At 67.9% G+C, this 15,457-nt stretch carries 15 protein-coding genes, 1 tRNA gene and 1 pseudogene; 7 read left to right on the top strand and 10 right to left on the bottom strand.

Annotation, left to right across the window (positions count from 1 at the left end):
- Positions 1–90: 90 nt before the first annotated feature.
- The gene (locus tag LQF10_RS07320) at positions 91–2,211 is read right to left on the bottom strand and encodes a family 10 glycosylhydrolase (RefSeq protein WP_231066821.1); all 2,121 of its coding nucleotides are present in this window, start codon (positions 2,209–2,211) and stop codon (positions 91–93) included.
- Positions 2,212–2,282: 71 nt separating this feature from the next.
- Here LQF10_RS07320 and LQF10_RS07315 point away from each other — a divergent pair, with 71 nt between their 5' ends.
- Positions 2,283–3,077, top strand: coding sequence for a hydroxypyruvate isomerase family protein (locus tag LQF10_RS07315; RefSeq protein WP_231066820.1), 795 nt, complete (start codon positions 2,283–2,285; stop codon positions 3,075–3,077).
- Between the two features lie 129 nt (positions 3,078–3,206).
- The gene (locus LQF10_RS07310) at positions 3,207–3,878 is read left to right on the top strand and encodes a GntR family transcriptional regulator (protein ID WP_231066819.1); all 672 of its coding nucleotides are present in this window, start codon (positions 3,207–3,209) and stop codon (positions 3,876–3,878) included.
- Between the two features lie 18 nt (positions 3,879–3,896).
- Here the strand turns inward: LQF10_RS07310 and LQF10_RS07305 are convergent, their stop codons facing one another.
- Positions 3,897–4,280 (bottom strand): nuclear transport factor 2 family protein, encoded by a 384-nt coding sequence (locus LQF10_RS07305; protein ID WP_231066818.1) that lies wholly within the window; start codon positions 4,278–4,280, stop codon positions 3,897–3,899.
- A 216-nt stretch (positions 4,281–4,496) separates the two neighbouring features.
- Here LQF10_RS07305 and LQF10_RS07300 point away from each other — a divergent pair, with 216 nt between their 5' ends.
- Positions 4,497–5,285, top strand: a complete 789-nt coding sequence (locus LQF10_RS07300; protein ID WP_231066817.1) for a SurA N-terminal domain-containing protein — start codon at positions 4,497–4,499, stop codon at positions 5,283–5,285.
- 12 nt (positions 5,286–5,297) lie between these two features.
- Here LQF10_RS07300 and LQF10_RS19470 read toward each other — a convergent pair.
- From LQF10_RS19470 to LQF10_RS07290, 3 genes and pseudogenes are all read right to left on the bottom strand, one after another.
- A pseudogene (locus LQF10_RS19470) lies at positions 5,298–5,558 on the bottom strand (DUF1330 domain-containing protein); the annotation flags it as partial.
- A gap of 80 nt (positions 5,559–5,638) precedes the next feature.
- Positions 5,639–6,322, bottom strand: coding sequence for a response regulator (locus LQF10_RS07295; protein WP_231066816.1), 684 nt, complete (start codon positions 6,320–6,322; stop codon positions 5,639–5,641).
- Positions 6,323–6,331: 9 nt separating this feature from the next.
- On the bottom strand, positions 6,332–7,684 hold the full coding sequence (locus LQF10_RS07290; protein ID WP_231066815.1) for a sensor histidine kinase: 1,353 nt from the start codon (positions 7,682–7,684) through the stop codon (positions 6,332–6,334).
- A 107-nt stretch (positions 7,685–7,791) separates the two neighbouring features.
- On the opposite strand from LQF10_RS07290, the gene LQF10_RS07285 reads away from it, so the two are divergent.
- Positions 7,792–8,556, top strand: a complete 765-nt coding sequence (locus LQF10_RS07285; protein WP_231066814.1) for an ABC transporter ATP-binding protein — start codon at positions 7,792–7,794, stop codon at positions 8,554–8,556.
- Entirely contained in the window at positions 8,541–10,343 is a 1,803-nt protein-coding gene (locus LQF10_RS07280; protein ID WP_231066813.1) for a hypothetical protein, read from the top strand. Before LQF10_RS07285 ends, LQF10_RS07280 begins: the two co-directional genes overlap by 16 nt.
- 16 nt (positions 10,344–10,359) lie before the next feature.
- Here the strand turns inward: LQF10_RS07280 and LQF10_RS07275 are convergent, their stop codons facing one another.
- Together LQF10_RS07275 and LQF10_RS07270 are read right to left on the bottom strand one after the other, a co-directional pair.
- The gene (locus LQF10_RS07275) at positions 10,360–11,937 is read right to left on the bottom strand and encodes a cation:proton antiporter family protein (RefSeq protein ID WP_231066812.1); all 1,578 of its coding nucleotides are present in this window, start codon (positions 11,935–11,937) and stop codon (positions 10,360–10,362) included.
- A 118-nt stretch (positions 11,938–12,055) separates the two neighbouring features.
- Complete coding sequence (locus LQF10_RS07270) at positions 12,056–12,598, bottom strand: TetR/AcrR family transcriptional regulator (RefSeq protein ID WP_231066811.1); 543 nt, start codon at positions 12,596–12,598, stop codon at positions 12,056–12,058.
- A gap of 81 nt (positions 12,599–12,679) precedes the next feature.
- Between LQF10_RS07270 and LQF10_RS07265 the strand changes: the two genes are divergently transcribed.
- A complete protein-coding gene (locus LQF10_RS07265) occupies positions 12,680–13,183 on the top strand; it encodes a DoxX family protein (RefSeq protein WP_231066810.1) in 504 nt (167 codons plus the stop codon).
- A 333-nt stretch (positions 13,184–13,516) separates the two neighbouring features.
- Here the strand turns inward: LQF10_RS07265 and LQF10_RS07260 are convergent.
- The 3 genes from LQF10_RS07260 to rsfS form a co-directional block, all read right to left on the bottom strand.
- Positions 13,517–13,589, bottom strand: a tRNA-Ala gene (locus tag LQF10_RS07260).
- A gap of 31 nt (positions 13,590–13,620) precedes the next feature.
- Positions 13,621–14,271 carry a histidine phosphatase family protein gene (locus LQF10_RS07255; protein ID WP_231066809.1) on the bottom strand — a complete coding sequence of 217 codons (651 nt, stop codon included), beginning with the start codon at positions 14,269–14,271 and terminating at the stop codon, positions 13,621–13,623.
- Positions 14,268–14,687: a ribosome silencing factor gene (gene rsfS, locus LQF10_RS07250; RefSeq protein ID WP_231066808.1), complete on the bottom strand. Its 420-nt coding sequence runs from the start codon at positions 14,685–14,687 to the stop codon at positions 14,268–14,270. The genes LQF10_RS07255 and rsfS overlap by 4 nt, the downstream gene beginning before the upstream one ends.
- Positions 14,688–14,891: 204 nt before the next feature.
- On the opposite strand from rsfS, the gene LQF10_RS07245 reads away from it, so the two are divergent.
- The gene (locus tag LQF10_RS07245; RefSeq protein ID WP_231066807.1) at positions 14,892–15,416 is read left to right on the top strand and encodes a VOC family protein; all 525 of its coding nucleotides are present in this window, start codon (positions 14,892–14,894) and stop codon (positions 15,414–15,416) included.
- The last annotated feature ends 41 nt before the right edge of the window (positions 15,417–15,457 follow it).

Here is a 15,457-nt window from a genome sequence, read left to right as displayed (position 1 = left end):
GACAGCCGTCCGCACGGTTGTGGTCGTGCCCCGGTCCGGGGCCTACGGTTCGCACAGCACGGGCCGCCGGCGCACCGGCGGCCCGGCCTGCTACCAGGTCAGGTGGACCACCTCAAGGTGGTCGATGGCGGGCAGGGCAACCTCGGCGTGGCCCTCGCGCACGCTCACGGGAACGTCCTCTCCGGCGACGACGAGGCGTGCGCGGGCCTCCTGCACCCCCTCGGGCAGGCGTACCCGCACGCTCTGGCCGGTGAGCGGGATCAGCTCGTGCGCCTGGCCACGCATGGCCATCGGGTTGGTCAGGTTGACCACGCTCACGGCCAGCTCCCGTTCGCCCTCCTGGACGGCGAGGTCGACCATGCCGCGGCCGGCGACCTGCACGCGGGGCGAGTCGGCCAGGGCCCAGCGCACTGCGTTGGCGATCAGTCGTCCGTGGTCGGACTGCAGGGCTTCCCAGTAGATCTCCCCGATGTTGAAGGCCACGTAGACCGTGCGCCCGCCGGAGGCGTGCTCGCGGGCGATCACGGCGGGCTCATCCGGTGCTTCGCGTGGGTAGACCTCTTCCATCGGCAGGTCGGGATAGTCCGGCACGAACCGGAACGGGACCGTGACGCCCTCGGCCGTGGGGATCTGCTCGACTCCGAGCACAAGCGATCCGGCCACGATCCGCTGGGCGCCCTCGTAGCCGGCGGACAGCGGATGATCGGCGGTGATCGCCATGTACTTGTTCTTCAGCGGGCCCCGCACATCCTGGCGCAGCCGGACACCGAACACGTCACCGAGGGCGAGTTCACGGGAGCCGGCCGGCCCCCGCACGCTGGAGTCATGGGCAGCCACCACGGCGCCGCCCGCGGCCACGAACCCCTCGATCACGCCCACCTGCTGCGGCGTGAGTTCGGGGGTCGCCGGCAACACCAACACGCGGATACCGGCCAGCCGGTCGGCACTGAGCGCCTCGTCGGCTACGTACTCGAACGGGATCCGCGCCTCCAGGAGGGCCTGGTAAACGCCGTCCTCGTGGGCCTCTCGTCCCGGCGGCGGCGTCCATGGCGTACGCCCGGCGGTGCCCCGGCTATCCAGGATGGCCACCTCGGCCGTGTACCGCAGCCGCCCGATCACGGGCTCACAGCGCTCGTGCAGCCGGTAGGCGTCCACGATCGGCTGCACCCAGCGGTCATCGAAGTTCTCGGCTTTGAACTTGGTGAACCAGGGCAGTGCGCCCTGGGCGAAGCCATCGACCACGAGGGCCTTCGTCTCTTCCGGGTCGGCCACGGAGTCCTTCCAGCGCAGCTCGTGGTGCTCCGGTCCGACCGAGGTGATCAGCGCGACGGGACGGTCGGGATAGAGTCCACGCGCCCGCTTGCCGATCCGGCCGGGTGTCCAGGCGGGTTCCAGGTCGGAACGGCCCTGCTTGTCGACGAAGAACATGGGGTAGCGGTCATCCACGAGCTCGTGAACCAGGTCCCGGGTCAGGGCGGCGCCGCGGTTGGGGATGAACCGTACGTGCGGTTTGATCTCCCGCACGGCGTCATCCCAGAGCACCACCAATTCGCTGAGCCGGCGGCTGTGCCAGGCGGCATAGGCCGGCCAGGCCGGGTCATCCAGATTCGCGACACGCGGGAGCGCGAGGCCCGTGTCGGCAGTGAAGCGCTGCGCCGTGGCCTCGGTGTGGGACACCGAGCGGGGGCCGTCCCAGCGATTGGCGAAGACCGCGTCGACGTCGTACTCGCGCACGATCTCGCGGGCGACCTCGGTGGTGAACTCGGTGTGGTAGCTGCTGAACGGGTCGGTCCACCACAGGCCCGGCACCGAACTGTGCGGGATCGGCTGGCCGTCCTCGTCCCGGGCCAGCCACTCGGGGTGGGCGTCGGCGGCGTCCTGGTGGATGGCGTGCGGGTCCACCCGGGCCATCACGTGCATGCCCAGCGATCGCGCCCCCTCCACGAGGGCCCCGAAGGGGTCGGTGTCGCCGAGGAAGGCGCTGCGGTGGTGCCACGGGATCTGGGTGGGATAGAAGGCCATGTAGCCGCCGGCGCTCAGGCACAGCGCATTCGAGGCGGACCGGCGCATCACGTCGATCCAGAAGTCCACGTCCAGAGTGGCCGGATCGTCGTCGGTGAAGGTCAGCTGCGTCCATCGGGTGGCACCGCGGTACCACTCCGGGGTACGCAGACCAATGACCTCGCCGGGTTGTGCGTGCGTGAGCGTCACCGCTGTTCTCCGATCGTCGCTGATTGTCATACATGCTTACATGTCGAGCACAACTATGGCAAGGTGGGCTCATGCAGTTCAACGACTACGACGTCAGCGCCAATGTGTCCCTCCTGTTCACCGAGGTCCACTACCTCGACCGCTTCCAGGCCGCAGCCGACGCCGGCTTCCGCACCGTGGAGAGCTGGTGGCCGTTCACCGAACCGCACCCGGGAAACGACCGGGTGGACGAGGTCGCCGCGCGGATCGCCGACGCCGGCGTGCAACTGATCGGCCTGAACTTCTACGCCGGCGACATGCCCGGCGGCGAGCGCGGCGTGACCTGCCGGCCCGAGCGCGCCGAGGAGCTCGATCGTTCGACGGGCGCACTCCTGCGCCTGGCACGCGCCACCGGAGTCCGGAGGTTCAACCTGCTCTACGGACAGCCTGACGAGGGCGAGGAGCAGGCCCAGCGAGCCCACGCCGTCGGGGCCTATCGACGAGCCGCGGAGGCCGTGGCCGAGATCGACGGCACCATCCTGGTGGAGCCGCTCGCCCGCGGACTGAACGGTTCCTACCCCTTGCACGACGACGAGGACGTCGCGGCACTGATCGACGAGGTCGGCTCGCCGCGGCTGGCGCTGCTGTTCGACTCCTTCCACCTGGGCATGAACGGTGTCGATGTGGCAGCCGTGGCGCAACGGCGGGCGGGCGAGATCGGGCATGTCCAACTCGCCGATTCACCGGGGCGCGGGGAGCCGGGCTCCGGAGAACTCGACTTCGCCGCCATCGCCGCCGGTCTGCGCGCCGGCGGCTACCGCGGAACCGTCGCGGCGGAGTACAAGCCGACCCGCGCCACCGGCGACACGCTGAACTGGCTGCGGTGATCCGTGGGACGGTGACCGCCACGAACTGTCATGATGTCTGTCAAGTTGCGACACCGAGAAGGCGTCATGACGTGGCCGGATCCGGCCGGCGCCGTCACCGTCGCCCGCGGTGCACAGGAAGGATGAGGAGTGTCGACGAGTAGCAGCCAGATCAAACTCGGCCCTGCGTCGCTGACGGAGGCGCTCTTCGAGTCCCTGCGCGCGCGCATCATCAATGGCGAGATTGCACCTGGGGAACGGGTCACCGAACAGCGAGTGGCCGATGAGTACGGTGTGGCTCGCCCGACGGCGAAGTCGTGCCTTGAACGTCTCACCAGTTTGGGGCTGCTGCGCCGAGTGGCGCACAAGTCCGCTGTGGTCCCCCAGCTGGCGGCCGCCGAGATCGCAGACCTGTTCTTCAGCCGGGAGACATTCGAGGCTGCCGCCACGGCGCACTTGGCCCGCAACCAGCGGCTGCCTCCGGAGATGACCCAGGCGCAGACGACCATGACCCAGGCGGCTGATCGCGGCGACTTCGCGGAGCAGGTGCAGGCTGATATCGCCTTCCACTGGGGGCTGGTGCACGGCTTGAGCAGCGAACGACTCTCGCGGATGTACGAGATGATCTCCGGGGAAATCCACCTCACGATGGGTCAGTACGCTGCCCACCGCCGCACGACGCCGTCCACTGTGGTCAGCGAGCACGAAGCCATCATGGCGGCGATCCGCGACGGCGACGAGGAACGCGCATGCACCGCGCTCATCGAGCATCTCGCCCACGCCCGCGACCGCGTGCTGGCACAGGTCAACGAGGGCGAGTGAACGCCCACGGTTCGTCGATCAGCTCGGCGAGCCTGCGGCGTCGGGAATCGGGGTCTGCTGGTAGAGCGCAAGCCGGCGCTCACCGTTTCGCTGAACGTACACACTGGACATGAGCGCGACGAACGGGGGCTGCTCTGCGCGGGTGGCGCGCGCGGTGTAGACGAGGATGTCAGCACCGGCCGCGCCGTCGACCACCCGCTCGTCGCTGATCTGGTAGTCGTCCCAGGTGGGCGCCTGGTCGAGAGAATCGATCACCGCCGCACGATCGAAAACCATGCCGTGCGCGAGGACCATCACGCCGTCCTCAGTCATCACGCGGCCGTAGTGCGCGCCGCCCGTGCCGCGGCACAGGGACTGCCAGCCTTCGTGTTCGAGCGCGAGCAATTCTGCCATCGTGGACATGGCGATCTCCTCCTGCGGTCATGTGCCACGCCCCACCGGCACGCGGCACGTCGGTCTGTGCTTCTATCGTGACATGACCGGGTGACACGTATCACCTCAGCCTTCGCGCCGCCCGCAATTTCCCCGTTCCTGAACGTCGCCTGATCATTGCCTGGTCTCGCTCCCAGCGCGGTATGTGTACCGTCGCATGGTCTGTACCCACCATGAGGAGTCACCATGTCGATCACGCGTCCGCTCATCGCCGTCTCGGTGGCTGCGGTCGTCGCACTCGCCGGCTGCACATCCGGCTCTGACGGCGAGGGCGACCCGGCCGAGACCGAACCATCGGCCAGCGCCACCGACGATACCCCGGCGCCCGAGGGCGAAGGCGGCCCGGAGTTCCCCGAGGCCGACACCGACGACCTCCCTGATGTGGTTGCCGTGGTCAATGGTGAGGAGATCGGCCGGGATGAGTTCCTCAGCAGTTACGAGGGTCAGTTGCAGCAGGCTGCGATGTCCCAGCAGACCACTGGTGAAGAAGTCGATCAGGATGCACTGAAGCAGCAGGTTGTCGAGTTGCTCGTGAACAACCGCCTGTTGACCCAGGCGGCGAGCGACGCCGGGATCGAGCCCACGGACGAGGACATTCAGGCCACCCTCGAAGATGTCGCCGCACAGAACGGCCTCGGCTCTGCCGACGAGGTGATCGCTGCTCTTGAGGAGCAGGGCGTCACCGAGGAGCAGGTGCGTGCGGACGCGGCTTCGCAGTACCAGGTCAGCACGTTCATCGAGTCCGAGGCGGACGTCGAGGAGCCGAGCGAGGACGAGCTGCGTGAACAGTACGACGCCCTCGTCGAGCAGGCGGAGGCTCAGGGTGAGCAGACCGGTGACGAGACCGAGATCCCGCCCTTCGAAGAGGTCCGCGATCAGCTCGCCTCGCAGGCGACCTCCGAGCAACAGAATGCAGCGGTCGAGGGCATCCTTGCGGACCTGCGCGAAGCCGGGGACGTCACCATCAATCTGTGAGTGCCGGTACGCCGGTGAGTCGTACCACCGGCGCGCCGCCTGCACTGTGGGAAAGCCGATGATCACGATGTCGCCATCGAGTTCTCCCTCGATGACCTCGGGGGAAGTCCCGTGGACCAACCACCGGCCCCCGTACGGCTCGAAGGTGGCTTCGATCCGCTCGATGTACTCCACGATCGCCGGACCAAGGTAGATCTGACTCAGGTGCGCGAGCGCATACCCGGCACCTCTCCCGCGTGGAGACCGGCCGCGCCAGGCGCACGTAAGACCCACGCCATCATCGGCTCGCTGATGAGTTCGCCTGATCTGGCACAGCAGCCCTGCACTGACCGCACGGTGGCGCCGGATCGCGGCTAGTCGCTCGCGCCATCTCCGGACGCCGTATGCACGAGGATCGCCAACTGCACGCGGTTGGACAGGCCGAGCTTGGCCAACGCAGCCGACAGGTGCACCTTCACACTCGACGTGGACAGGTGCATCTGCACGCCGATCTCCCCGTTGGACAGACCCTGCGCCACCGCTGCCCCCACCTCTCGCTCACGCGTGGTGAGCACCTCGAGCCGAGCCAGCGCAGACTCGCGTGCCGTGGGCTCGAGCGGTGCGCGTCCATCCCCTCCGTGGGTGGCCAGTGCAATCAGGGACCGGGTCACCGCCGGCGAGAACGCCGGCTCACCGGCGGCCACGCGCCGCACAGCATCGAGGATCTGCGCCGGCGGCGTGTCCTTGAGGAGATACCCCGCCGCCCCGGCACGCAACGCTGAGACCACCGTGGCGTCTGCACCGAAGGTGGTCAGCATCAACACCGCCGGTGAATCCTCGCCCATACGTGCCAGCGCTGCGGTCGCCGCCACCCCATCGAGCTGTGGCATCCGCACATCCATGAGCACCACGTCCGGCGTCAGGCGCGAGACCGCGGCAACGACGTCCGCACCGTCGCCGGCTTCCCCGACGACGTCGATTTCCGGGTCCGAGCCCAGCATCAGCCGCAAGCCGGAGCGGACCAGGGCATCGTCGTCGACCAGCAGCACCCGCACCATGTCAATAACCTACGTCGCCGGACTTGCGGGCAGCGGAATTCGCGCGGTCAGCACGTACTCACCGTCGCGAACGGTGCGCTCGAAGGTGCCTGCGTGCACCGCGACCCGTTCGGCGAGCCCGAGTTGCCCCGTCCCCGCGCTCGGGAGCTCAGCGGCAGTGACGCCCGGAGGCACCTTGTTGCTCACCCGCACCGCAAGGCTCGGCGCGGCCCCTCGCAGGTGCGCATCCAGGCGAACTCTCACAGTGGTACCTGGCGAGTGCTTACGGGCATTGGTGAGCCCCTCCTGCACGATCCGGTAGACCGTGCGCTGCACCGACGCGGGCACCGCAGTGCTGGTGAGCTCGGCGGTCTCGAAGTCCACCACCTGGCCGCCCTCGCGCGCCTCATTGACCAGTGCGGGCAAGCCCTCGAGTGTGGGCGCCGGCGGCGCGGTCCCCCATTCGTGGTCAGCGTGATCGTCCTCTTCGTGCACCGGTCCGCGCATGACCTGCAACACCTCACGCAACTCCTCCAACGACTGGTGAGCGCTGCGTCGTACCACCGCGACCGATTCCGCCAGCGCGTCGGCGGGTACCTGTGCTCCAGGAGCCTGATCGAGCCTGAGTTCCAAGGCACCGGCATGGACCGCCAGCAGGGAGAGGCGATGGGCCAGAACGTCATGCATCTCGCGCGCGATCCGCTCACGCTCGGCCGTGCGCGCGGCAGCAACATTGCGCGCCTGCTGCTCTTTGGCCTCCTCGGCTCGGGCCACGAGCACCCACACCAACTGGCGGCGCGCGCGGACCATGAGGCCCGCCGTTGCGGCAAGCAGCACCCACAGGCCCACGATCACGGCCCACACCGCGGAGTTCTCGATTCCCTCGGGCACGAACATCACCAGGTGCGGGATAGCCAGCACCTGCGCCAGCACCGCCACCCCGTAACCCCAGCGCCACCCACGGTGCAGGGCGAGGGAGAAGAAGGCCACGGTGAGCGCGAATGCGCCGGTGTTGGACACGGCGCCGAACGCTGCAGCGGTGAGCCCGACCACGACTGGAAAGTCACGCCGCCACCACAAGGCGATGCACATGAGCGCGCCGCTGACCACATCGATCTGCAGCAGCCAGGCGGGCACCGGTGCCGCCGACGACAGGCCGAACGCCTGCGCGGCCCACCCTGCCACGCAGCCGAGGAACACCAGTGAGTCCACCACCCAGTCACGCGCCGTGCGTTGCACATGCCTGATCCCTGGTGCGCGCGGCAGGCGGATCGACCCGGATCGGCGTGATTTTCGCTGCACAGCACGCGCGAGATCGCCCGGGAGCAGCCAGAGGTCGACGCCGTGCGGGTCTACGCGCTCACCCTCGTCCCTACCGGCCATGCGTCCAGAGTAGGAGCGTGCACCGCAGTCCGGATGTACCCGATCGGTCAGGATGAGTAGCCGATCGGCCGAAGCCACCACTGCGGTGGCCCGCCACAGTGGAGTGCATGACTGAACCAGCACTGACCCTCGACTCCCTGAGTAAGGATTTCTCGGGCAAACTCGCCGCCGACCGCGTCACCCTAGAAGTCCCTCGCGGTTCCCTCACCGGCCTGGTCGGACCCAACGGCGCCGGGAAGACGACGTCGCTGTCGATGGCCGTCGGACTCCTGCGACCGGATTCCGGCACCGCCCGGGTCGACGGGGTCGATGTCTGGCGAACGCCCGCGAAGGCGAAGGCACTGCTCGGCGTCCTCCCGGACGGTCTCGCCCTTCCTGAACGACTCACGGCCAGTGAACTGCTGCGGTACTGGGGGCTGCTGCGAGGTATGGACCCCGCCGTCGTGACGGCCCGCACCGCCGAACTGCTCCGCATCCTCGAGCTCGACGAGGCCGATGACTCCGGCGTCCTGGTGATGGAGTACTCCACCGGGATGCGCAAGAAGATCGGTCTCGCCACGGCTCTGTTGCACTCCCCGCGGGTGCTGGTCCTGGACGAACCGTTCGAAGCGGTCGACCCGGTCAGCGCACGTGTGCTGCGCGCGATCATGCGCCGGTTCGTGGCCGCTGGCGGATCGATCGTCATCTCCAGTCACGTGATGTCCCTCGTCGAGGAGATGTGTGACCGGGTGGCGATCATTGCCCACGGTCAGGTTCTTGCCGACGGCACGCTCGCCGAGGTTCGCGGGGCCGGGAGCCTGGAAGATCGATTCGTCGCACTGGTCGGCGAACGCACCATCAATGAGGAGGAACTGTCATGGCTGGGGCAATGACCGGGGTGGAACTGCTGATCGGGCTCCGTCGCACCATCCAGTCCCACGACGAGTCGTGGAAGCGCCCCACGGCCCTTGCCCTCGGTGTGGTGGCCGTCGGCGTGACGTGGGCCGGCACGCTGGCGGCCGAACCCGGCGCGCGCGCCGACGTAATCGCCGTCATATTCGGACTCTGGGCGCTGGGTTGGGTGATCGGGCCGATCCTCGCCTCGGGAGCCTCTGTGCTGCGGCCCGAGTACTTCACGCTGCTGCCACTTGACCGTCGCCAGTTGGGCATGGGTCTGCTGGCGTCGGTGTACGTGAGCCCGGGAGCGATCCTGACCTGTGCTGCGATGCTGGTGCTGGTCGCGCACGGCGCCCTGTTGGACCTGAGGCTCGCGCCGCTTGGTCTGCTCGTCGCGGTGCTGTTCACCGTGGGGTTGGTGGCACTCTCGCGCGCCGTGTACGCCATCTTCGGAGCGGCGATGCGTACCCAGGTGGGCGTCGAGATTGCCGCCATGCAGTACGGACTGCTCATCTCGTCGGCGATGGCCGGCTGGCTCGTGGTGTTCCCCGCAGGCATCGCCATCCCGGTCTTGCTCGCCGACGGAATCGGCGAAGGGACGGCGGCCACTGTGCTGCATGCGTTGCCGTTCGGCTGGCCGGGTGGTGCTCTCGCGGCGGCCGCTTCGGGGGACGCCATGGGGGCGTTCTGGCGCATCGGCGCGTTGCTAGCCGCTGCCCTCGTGACCGTTGCCGCTGCAGTGGCTCTGCTCACCCCGCACGTCGGGAACAGGACGGCGCGCCGTCGCAGTCGGCCGTGGGGCTCGCGGCGGGTCGCTCGCGGGCAGGCGCTCCGCGACCCCGTGCTGTCCCTCGCACCCACCCCGCTGGGCGCCGTGGTGGGTAAGGAACTGCGTAGCTGGATGCGCGACCCCTGGCGCAGCCTGGAGGTGCGTACCGCCGTCTGGCTCGGTGTGTTCTTCGCCTTCTTCCTCTACCTCGGCAGCCTCGGACAGATCCCGGAATTGTTCCTGTTCGCACCGGCGGCGGCCCTCGCTGCCGCCATGATGGTGGGCCTCTCCGGAGCGAATCTGTACGGGCAGGACGGGACGGCGCTGTGGATGCTCGCTGTCACCGACTCCCCCAGTACCATCCGGGCGGATGTCCGGGGCCGCCAGCTCGCCATCGTGCTGGCCATCGGACTCCCTGCAGCCGTCCTGGCCATCGCCCTCGCGTGGCTCAGCGGTGGCTGGTCCGTGCTGGTCCCGGTCGGTGCGGTGATGGCAGCACTGGTGGGAGGCGGCGCCGGGATCTCGGCCCTGTTCTCCGTCGTGGGTGTCAGCGCCGGCGTGGATCCGGCCAAACGACGCAATGCGACCGACGCCGGGGAGAATCCACTGTTGCTCCAGATCGGCTTCTGGGCGGCGGCCCTGATCAGCGCGCCCACACTCGCGCTCGCCACGCTGACCGTCACCGAGGCCGAGTTCACGACGCATCCGTGGTGGCCCTTCGCGCTCGTGGTGATCGGCTTTGTCAACGGCCTGCTCGTGGCGTGGGGGCTGGGCCGGGTAGCGATCGCAGTGCTCGGCGCACGCATGCCGGAGACTTTCGCCAGGCTCCGCTATCCCGGGCTCAAACTGCCACCCGGCGGGACCGGAGCCACCAGCGAAGCGGTCCCGTGGTGGGTCGGTCTGCTCTCGAACGCGGCGCAGAAGTCCTATCTCGAGACGCGCAAGCAGAAGGAGAAGTCCATGGCCAAGGCTCGCCCGCCCCGGCAGGAGAGCTCGGCCGGACCCTCGCGCTGAGGTCACCAGACGGACATCACTTCTCGTGCTGCGGTGCCACCAGATCGGCGAGGGCGAAGCCCGCACCGGCGTAAAGGTTGAACACCGCTTCGACGCCCTCGTCCTGAAGATGCTGGACCTGGTCCTGGTGCTGGGCCACCGCCGCTACTCGACCGGTGAATCCGGCAGCACGCAGTTCCTCGAGTGCGAAGACGTTGGAGTCATGGATCGGCATTGCCAGGATCACCGTCTCCACAAATCCGCCGGCGGTGATGCGCTGCCAGAAGTCCAGATCGGTGGCGTCCCCCTCGACGACGTCGTACCCCTCCTCCCGCAGGCGCGTCACCACCGCGTGATCGTTGTCCACGCCGAGCACGCGGTGTCCCCCGGTTTCCCGTAACCGCCGGTACGTGGCTCGACCCACGCGCCCCATCCCGAGGATCACCAGATCGGAGTGACTGGTGTCGATCGGGCGGTCCGCTGGGCGGATCCGGCGCGAGTCCTGCTCAGGCAATCGCGCGGCCAGACGTCCGGCGAGGTGTGGTCCACGTGCGTTGAGCAACGTGGAGGTCACCATGGAGACTGCGACGGCGATCGCGACGATGGTCAGCCAACGCTCGGTCAGCAAGCCACTGCTCACGCCCACAGCGGAGACGATGATGGAGAACTCGGAGAAATTGCCGAGCACCAGTGCCAACCGCATCGCCGTGCGGTTACGCAGGCCGAAGATTCGACCGAGCAGCCCGAATCCGGCGATCGTGATCGGCACCAGGAGAGCGACCAGAAGCACAGCCAGACCAAGGTCACTCCAGGTCGGGTCGGCTTGCATTCCGATCATCAAGAAGAAGCCGACGAGGAACAGCTCCTTGACGCCGAACAGGGACTTGGCCAGGACCACTGCCCGTGGATGTGACGCGAACAGCAGTCCCACCACCAAGGCGCCGAGATCGCCTTTGATGCCGACCGAGTCGAAGAGGTAGTAGCCGGGGCCCAGAGCCAACGCCACACCGAAGAGGATCAGGAGCTCACCACGGCCGACGTGCTCCAGGATCTTGCGCAGCACCCACGCGGCGGGCACGAGCAGTACCAGAGCGAACGCCCACGGGCTCGGCGGACTGCCATTGCTGGCCGTGATGAAGACGACGGCGGCAAGATCTTGAATGACGAGGATCGCGATGGCTGTCTGACCGTACAAGGATCCGTCGTCGGAACGTTCCTCGAGCACTTTCACGCACAACACGGTCGATGAGAAGGACAACGCGAAGCCCACCAGGGCGAGCGTCTGCCAGCCGCCCTCGGCGGACGCCCCGCCCACGACCACGAACAGGCCGACCGTCCCGGCCCCGACCAGCACGCTCAGTACCATGTGGATCAAGGCGGTGCCGTAGGCCTCCGGACGGAGCATGGTCCGGATGTCGAACTTGAGACCGATGGTGAACAGCAGCAGCGTCACGCCCAGGTCCGCGAGTTCCGGCAACCCACTGAACGGAGCCACCCCTGCCGCGCCGAGTACGAAACCGGCCGCCAGGAATCCGACCAGCGGCGGTACGCGCACAGCATGGGCAATGATGCCGAAGGATACGGCCGCGAGTAGGGTCACCACGAGGTCGGTCACGGCCTACCGCCTCCCACTGGCATCGATCGGTGTCTGGGGAACCGCCTGGCGACCATGCTATCGGCGCATGAGGCGAGGCTGCGCCGTCACCGGCTACCGCACGCGGACGCGGTGTGCGTCAGTGGAAGAGAAGCCGAGCGATCGCACGCGCAGCGGTGTCCGGATCCTCGAGTTGTTCGGCACGCAGCGCACCGGTGAGGTACAGGTTGGCGAAGCCGTGCATCAGCGACCACGCGGCCACACCGGCCATGTCATCGTCGCTGACGGCGGCCGCACCGCTGGTCAACAGGCTGCCGGCGCGCGCCCGGGCGGTCAGCAGCGTCGCGTCGTCGCTGCGGTAGAGGCCCGGGCTGAACATCACGACGAAATGTGCGGGATGGTCCATCGCGAACCTCACATACGCCACACCGACCTCGACGAAGTCCTGTGTATCCGCATCAGCGGCAGCCAAGGCATCTGCGAGCAGCTCGAAACCTTCGGCCGCGAGAGCCGTGAGCACACCCGCTTTGTCACCGAAGTGGTGCACCGGGCCGGCGTGGGAGACGCCGGCCCGCCGCGCGAGGTCACGGATGCTGATCCCGGCCGGGCCGTGATCGCCGATGGCATCGATGGCGGCATCGAGAACCGCGCGGCGGAGGTCGCCGTGGTGGTACGGGCTCATGTCGCAAATCTAGCCATTGACAAGATGGCGTGCAAGACGGAATCTAGTCACTGACAAGTTTCACTCTCGAAAGGTCTGCTCGTGGATCCCGGTCTCGCCCCTGTGTCGATGTTGATCGCCGTCACGGCAGGACTATTCCTGCTGGGTGTTGCCGGTGTCCGGCGACTCAGACACTGGTCCGTGGCCGTGCGCGGCGGCGTGGCTGCACTGTTCATCACCACCGGACTCGTTCACTTCGTCGGGATGCGCGCAGAACTGATCGCGATGGTGCCGCCCGGGTTGCCCGTTCCGGCGCTGTTGGTCACGATCACCGGCATTCTGGAACTGGCGGGCGCAGTGGGGGTGCTGTGGTCGCGAACGGCGCCATGGGCCGCCGCCGGACTGACTCTCCTGCTGCTGGGCATGTTCCCAGCGAATGTGTACAAGGCGCTGAATGGCCCCGTCACCTCCGTGATGGACGAACTGGTGCCGCGGAGCGCGATGCAGGTGGTCTTCCTCGCCGCAACCGCATCCCTGGTCGTGTACTACTGGCGGCGACGGAACACTCCGGCAGACGAGCCCGAGCTCGCCGCGACCCAGGCGTAGGCATCAGCGGAGCCGAGATCATTCGCGAGGGCTCCCTCGTCACACTCGAGGGCACCAGCGGAGCGCTCACCGTGCGCTGAGCCGACGCGGGCAACAGGATCGCCCAGAGCCTCACTGACCGATTCGCCAGTCACTCGAGGACCACGAGGATCAACACGAGGCGCTCCCCCACGCATGCCTACGCATCGCATGGCTCTTCCATGCTGCCCTCGACGCGCCACCAGTTCAGCGGCGTGGCCCGAGCAGCGTCAACGCTGCGCTCACCCTCATGGCACACGCCAATAACGATCTGTGGGGGCCGGCACATAGCGTGCCGACCCCCACAGAAATTTGTGGAGCTAGGGGGATTCGAACCCCCGACCTCTTCCATGCCATGGAAGCGCGCTACCAACTGCGCCATAGCCCCTAGCGGGTTGCTCTCGCGAGCGGTCGCCAGTCTAAACGATGCGGGCGGCCCGTGCGAAATCGGAGTCCGGTGCACCGAGGTTATGCCCGGCGAGACGCCAGGGTTGCCCGTGGCTCGCGTTGTGTCGCAGCACCGACCAATGGCAGTTCCCGATCCCGGAGATCACATGGGAGGACTCCGGATCGAGACCCAGGAGCGCCGAGATTCCAATGCCGATCGCGGCTCCATGCGACGTCACCACGAGGACGTCCTGTTCCCCCAGTGCGTCCGAGCACTCCTGAATTGCCGCCGCAAACCTGTGTCCGACATCACCTCGGGTCTCAGCTCCGACACCCTCCGGATACCCTCCGGAGCGCCACACGTCGAACTGTTCGGGCCATCCCTGCGCCACCTGATCGTGAGTGAGGCCCTCCCACTCGCCGAAGCTGCGTTCACGGAGCCGCGTATCGGTACTCACGGCGGTATCGGTCAACTCGCCCAGTACCTGCGCCGTCGCGTGGGCGCGCACCAGGTCTGACGCCACGATCACGGAGGGGCGACTAGCGGCGAGAAGGCGCGCTGCCGCCTGGGCCTGCGCGATCCCCGTCTGGTTCAAGGGAATGTCCACTTGCCCCTGCAACCGACCGGCGGCGTTGTAGTCGGTCTGCCCGTGCCGCCACAGCAGCACGGTGCCGGCCGTCACAGCTGCGAATCCGGTTCGCCGGCCCCCTCGGCACCGAGCACTGAGACCTCACCGCGGGCGTCCTCGGGCAGCTCCACGAGCGGGCAGTCCTTCCAGAGGCGCTCAAGGGCGTAGTAGAGACGGTCTTCCTCGTGCTGCACATGCACGATCACGTCAGTGAAGTCGAGCAGAACCCACCGCCCCTCGGACACGCCTTCACGACGCACCGCCTTGGCGCCCTGGAGCCGCATCGCCTCCTCCACGGCGTCCACGATGGCGCGCACTTGGCGCTCGGTAGAGCCGGAGGCCACCACGAACACGTCGGTGAGCACCAGATGCTCGGAGACGTCAAGCGCGATGATCTCCCGCGCCTTCACGCCGGCCGCGGCGCGTGCGGCCACCACGGAGAGTTCACGAGAACGGTCGTCTGCGGGCACAGGGCTCCTTGAGGTCTGGTACGAGCGGCGAGCGTACGGCCGCGAACACCTCGAGTCTAGGTGGTACGGCTCGCATGGTGGGTGACACGGCCTCGGCGTGCGCGAGAAGCACCTTTCGGCGAAGGCGCGGGAATTAGGAACGAAGTCTTCCTCATCGACGTCTACTGTGGGCGAAACCAGGAGAACAACCCGAAAGGAACCGAGATGTCCACTCAGCAGAGCCCGACCCCGGCCGGCTACACCAGCGTCGCACCGTGGATCGTGACCGACGACACCGGAGCATTCCTCGACTTCGTCACGCAGGCGTTCGGCGGGCAGGAGATCGCCCGCGTGGCGACCGAGGACGGCTCGATCGGTCACGGCGAGATCCGGGTCGGAGACACCGTCCTGCTCGCCTTCGACCGCCGCACCGAGTGGCCGGTCATGCCGACGCTGCTACGCATCTTCGTCCATGATGCTGACGAGACTTTCGCCAGGTCGACGGCGGCCGGCGCCAGCGTGATCACAGAATTGGCGAACAGTGCCTTCGGACAACGCGTGGGGCGCATCAAGGACCCGTTCGGGAACATCTGGTGGATCACGAGCCACGTCGAGGACGTTCCTGAAGACGTCATGTGGCAGCGCCTGCAGGAGCCGGCCTACACCGAGCAGATGCGCGTGGCGCAGGAAACGCTGGATGCCGAACTCAGCGGACGAACACAGGGGCGCAGCAGCGCCCCGGTGCACTGACACCCGCCCGGCACGCGGCATCGCGGCGAACACCGCCGAGA

The organism is Ruania halotolerans, assembly GCF_021049285.1.
GTDB lineage: Bacteria > Actinomycetota > Actinomycetes > Actinomycetales > Beutenbergiaceae > Ruania > Ruania halotolerans.
Note: the sequence above shows the minus strand (reverse complement) of the source record. Positions and strands in the feature narration are given on the sequence as shown.

What these genes read in the sequence shown, in the direction of transcription:
- LQF10_RS07315 (WP_231066820.1), top strand. Translation starts at nt 2,283, where the DNA reads ATGCAGTTCAACGACTACGACGTCAGCGCCAATGTGTCCCTCCTGTTC.
- LQF10_RS07300 (WP_231066817.1), top strand. Translation starts at nt 4,497, where the DNA reads ATGTCGATCACGCGTCCGCTCATCGCCGTCTCGGTGGCTGCGGTCGTC.
- LQF10_RS07290 (WP_231066815.1), bottom strand. Translation starts at nt 7,684, where the DNA reads ATGGCCGGTAGGGACGAGGGTGAGCGCGTAGACCCGCACGGCGTCGAC.
- LQF10_RS07280 (WP_231066813.1), top strand. Translation starts at nt 8,541, where the DNA reads ATGGCTGGGGCAATGACCGGGGTGGAACTGCTGATCGGGCTCCGTCGC.
- LQF10_RS07245 (WP_231066807.1), top strand. Translation starts at nt 14,892, where the DNA reads ATGTCCACTCAGCAGAGCCCGACCCCGGCCGGCTACACCAGCGTCGCA.
- LQF10_RS07295 (WP_231066816.1), bottom strand. Translation starts at nt 6,322, where the DNA reads ATGGTGCGGGTGCTGCTGGTCGACGACGATGCCCTGGTCCGCTCCGGC.
- LQF10_RS07270 (WP_231066811.1), bottom strand. Translation starts at nt 12,598, where the DNA reads ATGAGCCCGTACCACCACGGCGACCTCCGCCGCGCGGTTCTCGATGCC.
- LQF10_RS07305 (WP_231066818.1), bottom strand. Translation starts at nt 4,280, where the DNA reads ATGTCCACGATGGCAGAATTGCTCGCGCTCGAACACGAAGGCTGGCAG.
- LQF10_RS07285 (WP_231066814.1), top strand. Translation starts at nt 7,792, where the DNA reads ATGACTGAACCAGCACTGACCCTCGACTCCCTGAGTAAGGATTTCTCG.